Here is a 12,711-nt window from a genome sequence, read left to right as displayed (position 1 = left end):
GCTGCGGACGGGACGCCCTGGGGAGGGGGCCGCAAGATCGAGCTTGCGGGGTGTGCTGCCCGGCGGTCGCCGGGGTACTGCGGCAGGATGGACACCATGCCGAACCGACTGGCCCATGAGACCTCCCCGTACCTGCTCCAGCACGCCGACAATCCCGTCGACTGGTGGCCCTGGTCGGACCAGGCATTCGAGGAGGCGCGCGAGAGCGGCAAACCCGTGCTGCTCAGCGTCGGATATTCCAGCTGTCACTGGTGCCATGTCATGGCTCACGAGTCCTTCGAGGACCAGGAGACCGCCGACTACCTGAACGAGCACTTCGTCAACATCAAGGTCGACCGCGAGGAACGTCCCGACGTGGACGCCGTCTACATGGAGGCCGTCCAGGCGGCCACCGGCCAGGGCGGCTGGCCCATGACCGTCTTCCTCACCCCCGACGCCGAGCCCTTCTACTTCGGCACCTACTTCCCGCCCGCCCCCCGCCAGGGCATGCCCTCCTTCCGGCAGGTGCTGGAGGGCGTCCACCAGGCCTGGACCGGCCGCCGGGACGAGGTCTCCGAGGTCGCCGGGAAGATCGTCCGCGACCTCGCCGGGCGGGAGATCTCCTACGGCGACTCCGAGGCACCCGGCGAGGAGGAGCTCGCGCGGGCGCTGCTCGGGCTCACCCGGGAGTACGACCCGCAGCGCGGCGGATTCGGGGGAGCGCCGAAGTTCCCGCCCTCCATGGTCATCGAGTTCCTGCTGCGCCACCATGCGCGGACCGGGGCCGAGGGGGCGCTCCAGATGGCCGCCGACACCTGCGAGCGGATGGCCAGGGGCGGTATCTACGACCAGCTCGGGGGTGGGTTCGCGCGCTACTCCGTCGACCGGGACTGGACCGTGCCGCACTTCGAGAAGATGCTCTACGACAACGCCCTTCTCTGCCGGGTCTACGCCCACCTCTGGCGCTCCACCGGCTCCGAGCTCGCCCGTCGTGTCGCCCTGGAGACCGCCGACTTCATGGTCCGCGAACTGCGCACCAGTGAAGGCGGGTTCGCCTCCGCGCTCGACGCCGACAGCGATGACGGGACCGGAAAGCACGTCGAGGGGGCCTACTACGTCTGGACGCCCGATCAGCTGACCCGGGCTCTCGGCTCCCAAGATGCCGAACTCGCCGCCCAGTACTTCGGCGTCACCGAGGAGGGCACCTTCGAGGAGGGCGCCTCCGTACTCCAACTTCCGCAGCACGAGGGCATGTTCGACGCCGAGAAGATCGCCGGCATCCGGGAGCGCCTGTTCGCGAGCCGCGCCGGGCGGCCCGCGCCGGGACGGGACGACAAGGTCGTCGCCGCGTGGAACGGCCTCGCCATCGCCGCGCTCGCCGAGACCGGCGCCTACTTCGACCGCCCCGACCTCGTCGAGGCCGCGGTGGCCGCCGCCGATCTCCTCGTACGGCTCCATCTGGACGAGCACGCGCAGATCTCCCGTACCAGCAAGGACGGCCACGTCGGCGTGAACGCGGGGGTGCTGGAGGACTACGCCGACGTCGCCGAAGGCTTCCTCGCGCTCGCGTCCGTCACCGGTGAGGGCGTCTGGCTGGAGTTCGCCGGGTTCCTGCTCGACCACGTCCTCGCCCGCTTCGTCGACGCGGAGTCGGGTGCCCTGTACGACACGGCCGTGGACGCCGAGCGGCTCATCCGCCGCCCGCAGGACCCCACCGACAACGCCGCCCCCTCCGGCTGGACCGCCGCCGCGAACGCCCTGCTGAGCTACGCGGCCCAGACCGGCGCCGGGACCCATCGCACCGCGGCGGAACGGGCGCTCGGCGTGGTGAAGGCGCTCGGGCCGCGGGTGCCCCGGTTCATCGGCTGGGGGCTCGCCGCCGCGGAGGCTCGGCTCGACGGGCCACGCGAGGTCGCGGTCGTCGGACCCTCGCTGGACGATCCGGCCACCCGGGCCATGCACCGGACGGCACTGCTGGGCACCGCGCCCGGGGCCGTGGTCGCCCTCGGAACTCCGGAGAGTGACGAGCTGCCGCTGCTCGCGGGGCGGCCGCTGGTCGGCGGCGAACCGGCCGCGTACGTCTGCCGTAATTTCACCTGTGACGCCCCGACGACCGACCCGGAGCGACTGCGCGAGGCGCTGAGCGGCTGAGAACAGCGGTCGGGGGCGGTCTGGCGTTGCCCAAATTGGGCATGTGTTCGGTTAGATCCCGCTACTCGCCGCACCGTTCCGAAACAAGCTATTTATCGGAACAGCTCTCGCGCTTCACACTTCCCCCCTAATCTCTGCACAGTGACGCGACGGGTGTGACTGTCCGTCGCGACAGGGGGTTCTGGGGATCTGGGGGGATCTGTTGCTCACGTCTGTCTTCATCGCTGTCGTCTCGCTGGGCCTGTTCTGGATGGCGGCGTTCACCTTGTGGTGGCAGATGCACGCCTGGCGTACGCCCGAGGTGCTCGCCTCCACCCGGTTCAGCAGACCGGACGGCGGCGAGCATCTGTCGTTCTCGCTGCTGCTTCCGGCCCGGCACGAACAAGCCGTGCTCGACCACACCATTCAGCGGCTGCTGGAGTCGAGCCACACCGACTTCGAGATCATCGTCATCGTCGGGCACGACGACCCGGAGACCACGGAGGTCGCCGAGCGGGCCGCCGCACGCGACCCACGGGTCCGGGTGGTCGTCGACACCCACGAGAAGAAGAACAAGCCGAAGGCCATGAACACGGCGCTGCCGCACTGCCGCGGCGATGTCGTCGGGGTCTTCGACGCCGAGGACCAGGTCCACCCGGAGCTGCTCGCCCACGTCGACCACGCCTTCCGCTCCACCGGCGCCGACGTCGTCCAGGGCGGGGTGCAGCTGATCAACTTCCACTCCAGCTGGTACAGCCTGCGCAACTGCCTGGAGTACTTCTTCTGGTTCCGCTCCCGGCTCCATCTGCACGCGCAGAAGGGGTTCATCCCGCTCGGCGGCAACACCGTCTTCCTCCGGACGGACGTGCTGCGGGAAGCGGACGGCTGGGACCCCGACTGCCTCGCCGAGGACTGCGACCTGGGCGTACGGCTGTCCAGCGTCGGCAAGAAGGTCGTCGTCGCCTACGACTCCGACATGGTGACCAGGGAGGAGACCCCCGGCAGCCTGATGTCGCTGCTCAAGCAGCGCACCCGCTGGAACCAGGGCTTCCTGCAGGTCTACCGGAAGCAGGACTGGAAGCAACTGCCCACCTTCGGGCAGCGGATGCTCGCCCGCTACACCCTCGTCACCCCGTTCCTCCAGGCCTTCACCGGTCTGATCATCCCGTTCAACGTGGCGATCGCCCTCTTCCTCGACGTGCCGGTGTCCATCGCGTTCATCACCTTCCTGCCGGCCGTCACCGCGCTCGTCACCTTCGCGTTCGAGGTCGTCGGACTGCACGACTTCGGCAAGCAGTACGGACTTCGCGTCCGCTTCGTGCACTACCTGAAGCTCATCATCGGCGGTCCCTTCTACCAGGTGCTGCTCGCCGGAGCCGCGATCCGTGCCGTCTGGCGCGAGCAACGCGGCCGTGACGACTGGGAGTTGACCTCCCATGTCGGCGCACACCTCAACCAGGCCGAAGTGATCCGAGAGGACGTCCCTGCGTGACCTCCACCCTCCCCGCGGTGACCACCGAGGTCCCCGCGCAGCGGCAGCCTGCGCCGGAAACCGGTTCGACCGATCGAACGGCCCCGCCGAAGAAGCTGCGTACCTCCCGACCCGACCTCATCCTGTGCTGTGTGCTCCTCGCGGCGATCCTCGTCGTGCAGGGCTGGAACATCGCCGCCTACCCGGCCTTCAGTGACGACGAGGGCACCTATCTCGCCCAGGCCTGGGCGGTCCAGGAGGGCCGGGGGCTCGCCCACTACACGTACTGGTACGACCACCCGCCCCTGGGCTGGGTGCAGATAGCCCTGCTCACCTGGATACCGTCGCTGATCAGCCCCGACTCCATGACCGTCGGCTCGATGCGGGCCGTGATGCTGGTGGTCAGCGGGATCAGCGCGGCCCTGGTGTATGTGCTCGGGCGCCGGCTCTCGCTGCCGCGCTGGGCCGCCGGGCTCGGCATGGTCCTGTTCGGGCTCTCGCCGCTGTCGGTCATCCTCCAGCGCGAGATCTTCCTCGACAACCTCGCGGTGATGTGGACGCTGCTGGCGTTCACCCTCGCCGCCTCCCCGAACCGCCACCTCTGGCACCACTTCGGCGCGGGCATCGCCGCCGCGACCGCGGTGCTGACCAAGGAGACGATGATCTTCGTCCTCCCGGCGATCCTCGTCACGATGTGGCGGCACAGCCACCGCGACACCCGTAAGTTCGCCGTGACCGGCGCGATCACCGCCTGCGTCCTGATCGGTCTGTCGTACCCCCTCTTCGCCCTGCTGAAGGGCGAGCTGGTCCCCGGCAGCGGGCATGTCTCCCTCTGGGACGGCATCAAGTACCAGATGACCAGGCCCGGTTCGGGCTTCATCCTCGACCAGGGGTCCAGCTCGTACGGGGTGCTCCAGTCGTGGCTCTACTACGACCGTGTCCTGCCCCTCGGCGGTCTCGCGGGCGCGCTGCTGCTGCTCGCCACCTGGCGCTGGTCGGTCACCGCCCGGGCACTCGCCGGGCCCTGCGCGGCCGTGGCGATCCTCGCCCTGGTCGCGATGCGGTCGAGCGGCTATCTGCCCGCGATGTACATCATCCAGGCGCTGCCCTTCCTCGCCCTCGTCCTCGCCGGAGGCACCGCCTCGGTCGCCCATGCCGTGCTGCGCAAGGGGCGACTGCATCCGGCCGGCCGGTACACCCTCGCGGCCGTCCTCGCGCTCGGCGCGGGCGCCTATGTCGTGCCCCGCTGGTACGACGGCGACCGCACCGCCGTCACCGCCGACGCCAACGCCCCCTACCGGGCGGCCTCGAAGTGGCTCAGCACCGAGGTGGAGAACCCGGAGGAGACCCGGGTCCTCGTCGACGACGCGCTCTGGCTGGACCTGGTGCACTCCGGGTACCGGCCCGGCGACGGCGTCATCTGGTTCTACAAGGCCGACCTCGACCCCGCGGTGAGCAAGACCATGCCCCGCGGCTGGCGCGACATCGACTACGTCGTCGCCTCCCCGACCGTACGGCGCGACGCGGCCGACCTGCCGAACGTGAAGGCGGCCATGGAGCATTCGACGCCCGTCGCCGTCTTCGGCAAGGGCGAGGACCGCATCGAGATCCGGCAGATCCAGACCGCGGGAGGCGCCCGATGAGCCAGGAATACACCGCGCCCGTACCGGATCTGGAGGCCTCCGAGGTTCCGGAGCCCGGGGCGGTCACCATCGTCGTACCGACCTTCAACGAGTCCGCGAACATCCGCCAACTGCTGCACCAGATCACCGAGTCGGTGCCGACCCGGCTGCCCTGTGAGGTGGTCTTCGTGGACGACTCCACCGACGACACCCCCGAGGTGATCAAGGATGCGGCGAAGGACTGTCCGTTCCCGGTGGCCGTGATCCACCGGGACGAGCCCGTCGGCGGGCTCGGCGGCGCGGTCGTGGAAGGGCTGACGGCGGCCACCTCGGACTGGATCGTCGTGATGGACGGCGACTGCCAGCATCCGCCCTCCCTGGTCCCGGAGTTGGTGGCCACCGGCGAGCGGTCCAACGCCGGACTCGTCGTCGCCTCCCGGTACATCAAGGGCGGCAGCAGGGCCGGGCTCGCGGGCAGTTACCGGGTCGCCGTCTCCCGCGGCGCCACCTGGCTGACCAAGTCCCTGTTTCCGCGCCGGCTGCACGGCATCAGCGATCCGATGAGCGGCTTCTTCGCGATCCGCCGCCAGGCCGTCACCGCGGATGTGCTCAAGCCCCTCGGCTACAAGATCCTCCTCGAACTCGCGGTCCGCAGCCGCCCGCGCGAAGTCGCCGAGGTGCCGTTCGTGTTCCAGGACCGGTTCGCGGGCGAGTCCAAGTCGACCGCCCAGGAGGGCCTGCGCTTCCTGTGCCATCTGGTCGGCCTGCGCACCGCGTCCCCGGCCGCCCGCCTGATCGGCTTCGGGCTGATCGGCGCCTCCGGGTTCCTGCCGAACCTGCTCGCGCTGTGGATCCTGACCGGCCTCGGCATGCACTACCTGCCCGCCGAGATCGTCGCCAACCAGTTCGGCGTGGCCTGGAACTTCCTGCTCATCGAACACCTGCTGTTCCGTGACCGACGGCTGCACCGGCGCTGGTGGGACCGCGCCGGCCGGTTCGCGCTGCTCGCCAACGCCGATCTGGTGCTGCGTATCCCGCTGATCGCGCTGTTGGTCAGCGAGTTCGGGATGGGCGCCCTGTCGGCGACCGCGCTCGCCCTGGTCACCACCTTCGTCCTGCGCTTCGCCGCCACCGAGGCGCTGGTCTACCTGCCCCGCAGGAATGCCGGCGGGGAGCCGCGCAGGAGCCGCACAGCAAGGAGCACCGCATGAGACACCGACGGAGAACGGCCCTGTTCGCGGTGGGCGTCCTCACCGCAGGCCTCCTCCTGACCACACCTCACCCCGCCTCCGCCGCCAACCTGATCAAGAACGCGGGCTTCGAGACCGCCGGCACCGGCGACATGCCGTTCTGCTGGTCCAAGTCCGGCTGGGGCGACAACGACTTCTCCTACGAGACCGTCGCCGACGCCCACTCCGGCTCCAAGGCCATGAAGGTCACGCTGACCCGCCGGGTCGAGGGCGACCGCAAGGCGCTGATCACCGAGTCCGCGGACTGCGCGCCGGTGGTGACACCGGGCAAGCAGTACGACCTCGGCCTCTGGTACAAGACGACCACCCCGGACGCCAACCTCACTCTCTTCCGGCACGACACCACCGCCGGCTGGCAGTACTGGACCGACCTCAAGACGCTGGAGATGGCCGGGAACTGGACCGAGGCCACTGTCCGCACCCCCGAGGTCCCGGTCGGCACCGACCGGATCAGCTGGGGCGTCTCGGTCTACGGCACCGGCTCGGCGACCACCGACGACTACACGATGGAGCAGGTCCCCGACGTCACCCCGCCGCCCACCTGCACGGGCACCGCCGAGGAGTGCGCGAACGGCCGCTGGGAGGTGCTGCCCGTGCAGAACCCGGTGCGTTCGATGCACTCCGTCGTCCTGAACAACGGCAAGGTGTTGATGATCGCGGGCTCCGGCAACAGCCAGCAGATGTTCGAGGCGGGTAAGTTCACCTCCGCGGTGTACGACCCGCAGAACGGCTCGTACAAGATCGTTCCCACCCCGAAGGACATGTTCTGCTCCGGCCATGTCCAGCTCCAGGACGGGCGGGTGCTGGTGATGAGCGGCAACAAGGGCTATCCCTCGGCGGACGGCACGATCGGCTATCAGGGGTACAAGGACTCGTACATCTTCGACCCCGAGACCGAGAGCTACATCAAGACCAACGACATGAACGACGGGCACTGGTACCCGTCGGCGACGATCCTCGGCAACGGTGATGTGATCTCCTTCGGCGGGCTCAAGGAGGACTCCACCGGGTCGGTGACGACCGAGGTGTTCTCGCAGGCCGAGCAGAAGTGGCTCGAACTGTGGAAGGTCAACCAGACCTGGTCGTACTGGGGTCTGTACCCGTCGATGATCCTGATGCAGGACGGCCGCCTCTTCTACTCCGGCAGCCATGTCTTCGGCAACAACATCCCGGGCACCGGCTCCGCGATCTACGACTACGGCGCCAACACGATCACTCAGGTGCCGGGGCTCCAGAAGAAGGACGAGCGCGACCAGTCGGCGAGCGTGCTGCTGCCTCCGGCGCAGGACCAGAAGGTCCTCACCCTGGGCGGCGGCAACATCGACTCCAACCCGGACGCCAACCGGCTGACCGACATCATCGACCTCAAGCAGCCGAACCCGTCGTACGTGGCGGGGCCGCCGATCCCGCAGGGCATGGTCGACCTCGGCAACGGGCCGGTGGCGCAGACCGTCGGCCAGGGCAAGATGTACGTCTCCGCCGTGCTGCTGCCCGACGGCAAGGTGCTGGAGACGGGCGGCGCGCTGCACAACCGCGCCGACCCCGTCTTCGAGACGTCGATCTTCGACCCGGCGACGGAGACCTTCGACCAGGTCGCCACCGACCCGGAGGCCCGCGGCTACCACTCCTCGGCGTTCCTGCTCCCGGACGGCCGGGTGATGACCACCGGTGACAACCCGGGCAACGGCTCCTGGAACCACAACGTGTCGGTCTACACCCCGCCCTATCTCCTCAAGGGCGAGCGTCCGACGATCACTTCGGTGATCGACACCGAGTGGAACTACGGCGACACGCAGCGGATCACGGTGGACCGCCCGATCGCGAAGGCGGAACTGATCCGCCCCGCGGCGGTGACCCACTCCTCGGACCCGAACCAGCGGTTCGTCGATCTGCCGCTGTCGGTCGACGGCAACAACATCGACCTGAACGTGACGAGCAACCCCAACCTGGCCCCGCCCGGCTGGTACATGCTCTTCGCGGTCGACGCCAACGGCGTCCCGTCGGTCGCCAAGTGGGTCCACCTCCAAGGCCCTACGGCCCTCAAGCCGACGGACGCCTCGGCCCAAGTCCACTCCTTCGCGCACGACCTGTCCGGCAAGGTGACCGGGCCCGGCAAGAAGCGCGCGTCGCAGAAGGTCAGCCCGACGGTCTCGGGCTGCGACCGGCACTACGGCTCGGCGAACGTGTGTGTCCCGACCGCCTTCCCGCCGGGAGTGCAGGCGACGACCCAGGCCCGCTGCGACTGGCTGAAGCGGAACGAATACGGCCGCCTGAAGATGAACGGCAAGGACGACCCACTGCGGCTGGACCGGAACGGGGACGGTGTCGCCTGCGGCAAGAAGGATCTGACGAGGCGCTGAGCGCCCGAAAGGGGCGCGGGGCTGTGTCGGTATGCGGCTCCGCCGCGCGGGCGCGACCAGCCGCGGCCGGCCCGCAGTTCCCCACGGCGCGTACCGTCAACCGCGCTCGGAGCGAAGCGCAAGGGCGCGTTCCACGATGGCTACCAGCTGCTCGTGGTGCGCGCCCTTCCAGTACGCCCGTCCGCAATCCTGGCACTGCGCGAACACGTCGTACGAGCGCTGCGTCCCGCCGTGGAGCTGGTCCGCGACCTCCTCCTTCGTGGCCTCCTTCAGCAGGCCGTTGCAGGCGGTGCAGCGTGTCCACGGGTGGAGCTCGGGGCGGAAGCGCTCCAGGACGTCCCGGAGTTGGTCCTCGGGGCGGGTGCTGTACACATACGCGCCGGCCCACAGTTCGCGGCGCCGCAGCAGGCCCCGGTCGCGGCTGAGCATGACCCGCCGCTCGGCGGCGGAGAGTGCGGCCAGCGCCGGATCGCCGATGTCCGTCGACTCGTAGGCGGTGTCCACGCCGAGCAGGCGCAGGCGCCGGGCGAGCGTGCCCAGGTGGACGTCGAGCAGGAAGCGCAGGGGGGCGCCCGGCACCCGCTGGGGGCGCTCGACCGTCTTCACCCGGACCGAGTCGCCCGCCTTGGCGACGTAGGACACCGGCACCTCGCGGCCGTCCACCTCCAGCGCCCCGACCTCGGTGAGCGGCACGCCGAGGGACTCCACGACATGGCCGAGGGAGGAGACTCCGTCGGTGACGAGGGGGGTGACGCCCGACCGGCGGCCGTGCGGGACGAACAGGGCCAGCTCGGGGGCGAATTCGAGGTGGATCTCCGGTGCGCTCACCCGGTCAGGATGTCATGGGGGAGGCCCGTGGGCTCAGGGCTTTTCGGTGGGAAGGCCGTGCTCGATGACGTCCAGGGCGCGGTGCAGGAGGTCGTGGAGGTCGTCGCGGAAGTCGTGCTCCGCCCAGTACTGGGTGATCTCCGCGAGGCCGCCGATCAGGGACATCGTGAAGACGCGGACCTCGAAGCCCTCCGGGTCCCGGCCGGTGCGCTCGGCGATGGCCTCGCTGAACATCCGGCCGGTGACCGACATGGACTCCAGCATCCGGGAGCGCACCGCGGGCACCTGGACCATCAGATGCGACCGGAGCCGCAGGACCTCGGGATCCTCCTGAAGACTGAGGCCGAGGGCCGTCGTCGTCACATACCGCAGGGTGTCCATCCACGGCTCGTCGGCCGGCCGCTTGCGGATCTCCTCGACCAGGATCGGGTCGAACTCGTCCGTGACGACGATGTCCTCCTTGGTCGGGAAGTACCGGAAGACCGTGGACGGCGACACCTCGGCGCGCTCGGCGATCTGCTCGACGGTGGTGGCGTCGTAGCCCTGTTCCCGGATCAGCGCGTAGGTCGCGGTGCGGATCGCCGTCCGGGTCCTGATCTTCTTCCGCTCACGGAGTCCCAGCTGGGAGAGGTCGGCGGAGGAGGTGCGTGCGGCCGTCATGCGGGTCATTGTCGGGCATCGGCCGAGGCCGGGACCAACTCCTCGGTTTCCTTGGCGTCGGTCAGGAACACCGCGGCCAGCACGGACGCCACCAGGGACGCGACCGCGCACACCAGCAGGACGACACCCATACCGTGCACATAGGCGCTGTTCGCGGAAGCCACGAGACCTTCCGCGCCCGCCCGTTCGGCGACGACATGGGCGGCGACCACCGACTCCCCGGCGGTGTCGGCGACCCCGGCGGGCAGCCCGGTGACGTCGAGCCGGTCCCGGAAGACCCCGGCGAGCAGACTGCCGAGCAAGGCGATGCCGATCGCGCCGCCGACCTGGCGCAGCGTCATCAGCAGCCCGGATCCGGAGCCGGCTCGGTCGGCGGGCAGGGTGCCGAGGGCCGCGTCCATGGCGGGGACGACCGCGAGACCGAAGCCGAGCCCGGCGACCGAGAGCCACAGCGCGGTGAAGCCGTAGCCGGACTCCACCGTCGTACGGCTGCCCAGGAGCGCGGCGAAGGACAGCACCGCGAGTCCCGCGCTCACCACCGCACGCGCCCCGAGCCGGGCGACGACCGGCTGAGCCGTGCGTGCCGCGACCAGCAGGCCGCCCATCATCGGCAGCAGCCTGAGTCCGGTGCCGAGGGCGTCGTTGCCGAGGACGGCCTGGAGGTAGGGCGGGAGCACGAACAGCAGTCCTGACAGGACGAACATCACCAGGGTCGCGGCGAGGGTGTTGAAGAGGAAACCGCGGTGGGCGAGCAGCGTCATGTCGAGCATCGGGCGGGTCAGGCGCCGCTCGCGCAGCACCAGGGCGGCGATCAGTACGGCCGCACCGGCGAGCATCACCAGCACCAGCGGGTCGCCCCAGCCCCGGACCGGCGCCTCGATGATCGCGTACACCAGGACGCCGAGCCCGGCCGCGGTGAGCGCGGTGGAGACGGTGTCGACCTTGGGGGAGGCGGGGTCCCGGGTCTCCGGGAGCAGGAACACACAGGCGGCGATGCCGAGCGCGGCCATCGGGACGTTCACCAGGAAGACCGAGCCCCACCAGAAGTGGTCCAGCAGCCAGCCGCCGATGATCGGGCCGAGCGGCAGGCCGAGCGCCGAGGCGGCGGACATGACGCCGACGGCCTTGGTGCGCTCGTCGGGACCGAACAGCGAGGGCAGCACGGACAGCGCGAGCGGGGTGACCAGCGCGGCGCCCACGCCCATCACGGCGCGGGCGGCGATCACCGTGTTCACGTCCCCGGCGAGGACGCCGACGACGGAACCGGCCAGGAAGATCCCCAGGCCGGTGATCAGCATCAGCCGTCGCCCGAACCGGTCGCCGAGCAGTCCGGCGGGGAGCATCAGCGCCGCGAAGACGACGACGTACGCGTCCGCCATCCACTGCTGCTGACCGGTGGTGGCGCCCAGGTCGGCCGCCATGGTCGGCAGCGCCACGTTGAGGATCGTCATGTCGAAGCCGAGCGTGAGCATGCTCGCGACCAGGGCCCCGAGGGCCCACCAACGACGAGGGTCTGGAGTGACAGCGTCCATGAAATGAGAGTAACTCTCAAAAGAGTCTCACTGTCAATCGTATCCGGGCATGAAAAAGGGCCACGGCGGCTGCCGTGGCCCTGTGGAGCCTCCAGGGGTCACGCGTGCTGGTACGCCACCAGGGAGATCCCGACGTAGTGCACGGCGAAGGCCGCCAGCGTGAGGGAGTGGAAAACCTCGTGGAAGCCGAACCAGCGCGGTGACGGGTTCGGCCGCTTGATGCCGTAGACCACGCCGCCCGCGCTGTACAGCAGGCCTCCGACGATCACCAGGACCAGCACCGCGATGCCGCCCGTGCGCATGAAGTCGGGCAGGAAGAAGACGGCCGCCCAGCCCATCGCGAGGTAGCAGGGCGTGTAGAGCCAGCGCGGGGCGCCGACCCAGAAGACGCGGAAGATGATCCCCGCCGCGGCCGCGCCCCAGATCCCCCACAGCAGCCACCGCCCCTTGGCGCCGGGCAGCAGCAGCATGGTCAGCGGGGTGTAGGTGCCCGCGATGATCAGGAAGATGTTGGCGTGATCGAGGCGGCGCAGGATGCCGTCCATCCGCGGGCTCCAGTTGCCCCGGTGGTACAGCGCGCTCACGCCGAACAGCAGACACGCCGTAAGGGCGTAGATCCCGCAGGCCAAACGGCCTCTGGAAGAGTCGGCGAGCGCGGTGAGCACCAGGCCCGCGATGATTACGGCCGGGAACATGCCCAGATGCAGCCAGCCCCGGAGCTTGGGCTTGACCGGATGCGGCAGGGAGAGCGCGACGGGACCGCGGCCGGCGGCCGGCAGGTCCGTGTTCGCGTCGGGGGCGGACGCAGTCATGGGCCGAATCGTACCTACGGAACCGTAGGTTACGTATCAGTCCGACGGTCAAGAGTGGCCATCGTCT

General features: G+C 69.8%; 9 protein-coding genes. 5 read left to right on the top strand and 4 right to left on the bottom strand.

What is annotated here, in order from left to right; all coding sequences use genetic code 11:
* Positions 1-96: 96 nt before the first annotated feature.
* The 5 genes from RMT89_RS23845 to RMT89_RS23825 all read left to right on the top strand — a co-directional run bounded on the left by RMT89_RS23845 (position 97) and on the right by RMT89_RS23825 (position 8,812).
* Positions 97-2,130 (top strand): thioredoxin domain-containing protein, encoded by a 2,034-nt coding sequence (locus RMT89_RS23845; protein ID WP_315885809.1) that lies wholly within the window; start codon positions 97-99, stop codon positions 2,128-2,130.
* 202 nt (positions 2,131-2,332) lie between these two features.
* Positions 2,333-3,601 carry a glycosyltransferase gene (locus RMT89_RS23840; RefSeq protein ID WP_315885808.1) on the top strand — a complete coding sequence of 423 codons (1,269 nt, stop codon included), beginning with the start codon at positions 2,333-2,335 and terminating at the stop codon, positions 3,599-3,601.
* Complete coding sequence (locus RMT89_RS23835; protein WP_315885807.1) at positions 3,598-5,223, top strand: glycosyltransferase family 39 protein; 1,626 nt, start codon at positions 3,598-3,600, stop codon at positions 5,221-5,223. The genes RMT89_RS23840 and RMT89_RS23835 overlap by 4 nt, the downstream gene beginning before the upstream one ends.
* Positions 5,220-6,413 carry a glycosyltransferase family 2 protein gene (locus tag RMT89_RS23830; RefSeq protein ID WP_315885806.1) on the top strand — a complete coding sequence of 398 codons (1,194 nt, stop codon included), beginning with the start codon at positions 5,220-5,222 and terminating at the stop codon, positions 6,411-6,413. Before RMT89_RS23835 ends, RMT89_RS23830 begins: the two co-directional genes overlap by 4 nt.
* Positions 6,410-8,812, top strand: coding sequence for a galactose oxidase-like domain-containing protein (locus RMT89_RS23825; protein ID WP_315885805.1), 2,403 nt, complete (start codon positions 6,410-6,412; stop codon positions 8,810-8,812). The genes RMT89_RS23830 and RMT89_RS23825 overlap by 4 nt, the downstream gene beginning before the upstream one ends.
* Before the next feature lie 96 nt (positions 8,813-8,908).
* Here RMT89_RS23825 and RMT89_RS23820 read toward each other — a convergent pair whose 3' ends face one another.
* The 4 genes from RMT89_RS23820 to RMT89_RS23805 form a co-directional block, all read right to left on the bottom strand.
* Complete coding sequence (locus RMT89_RS23820) at positions 8,909-9,640, bottom strand: Mut7-C RNAse domain-containing protein (protein WP_315885804.1); 732 nt, start codon at positions 9,638-9,640, stop codon at positions 8,909-8,911.
* A gap of 33 nt (positions 9,641-9,673) precedes the next feature.
* Positions 9,674-10,309 carry a TetR family transcriptional regulator gene (locus RMT89_RS23815; RefSeq protein ID WP_315885803.1) on the bottom strand — a complete coding sequence of 212 codons (636 nt, stop codon included), beginning with the start codon at positions 10,307-10,309 and terminating at the stop codon, positions 9,674-9,676.
* Positions 10,306-11,832 carry a DHA2 family efflux MFS transporter permease subunit gene (locus RMT89_RS23810; protein WP_315885802.1) on the bottom strand — a complete coding sequence of 509 codons (1,527 nt, stop codon included), beginning with the start codon at positions 11,830-11,832 and terminating at the stop codon, positions 10,306-10,308. The genes RMT89_RS23815 and RMT89_RS23810 overlap by 4 nt, the downstream gene beginning before the upstream one ends.
* A gap of 98 nt (positions 11,833-11,930) precedes the next feature.
* The gene (locus RMT89_RS23805) at positions 11,931-12,644 is read right to left on the bottom strand and encodes a hemolysin III family protein (RefSeq protein WP_315885801.1); all 714 of its coding nucleotides are present in this window, start codon (positions 12,642-12,644) and stop codon (positions 11,931-11,933) included.
* Positions 12,645-12,711: the final 67 nt, after the last annotated feature.

The sequence above is a fragment of the Streptomyces sp. P17 genome (genome assembly GCF_032436805.1).
GTDB lineage: Bacteria > Actinomycetota > Actinomycetes > Streptomycetales > Streptomycetaceae > Streptomyces.
The sequence above is the reverse complement of the archived record's forward strand: the minus strand, read 5'-3'. Positions and strand labels throughout refer to the sequence as shown.

Coding starts and splice junctions, on each gene's coding strand:
- RMT89_RS23845 (WP_315885809.1), top strand. CDS start 97: ATGCCGAACCGACTGGCCCATGAGACCTCCCCGTACCTGCTCCAGCAC.
- RMT89_RS23830 (WP_315885806.1), top strand. CDS start 5,220: ATGAGCCAGGAATACACCGCGCCCGTACCGGATCTGGAGGCCTCCGAG.
- RMT89_RS23825 (WP_315885805.1), top strand. CDS start 6,410: ATGAGACACCGACGGAGAACGGCCCTGTTCGCGGTGGGCGTCCTCACC.
- RMT89_RS23815 (WP_315885803.1), bottom strand. CDS start 10,309: ATGACCCGCATGACGGCCGCACGCACCTCCTCCGCCGACCTCTCCCAG.
- RMT89_RS23810 (WP_315885802.1), bottom strand. CDS start 11,832: ATGGACGCTGTCACTCCAGACCCTCGTCGTTGGTGGGCCCTCGGGGCC.
- RMT89_RS23805 (WP_315885801.1), bottom strand. CDS start 12,644: ATGACTGCGTCCGCCCCCGACGCGAACACGGACCTGCCGGCCGCCGGC.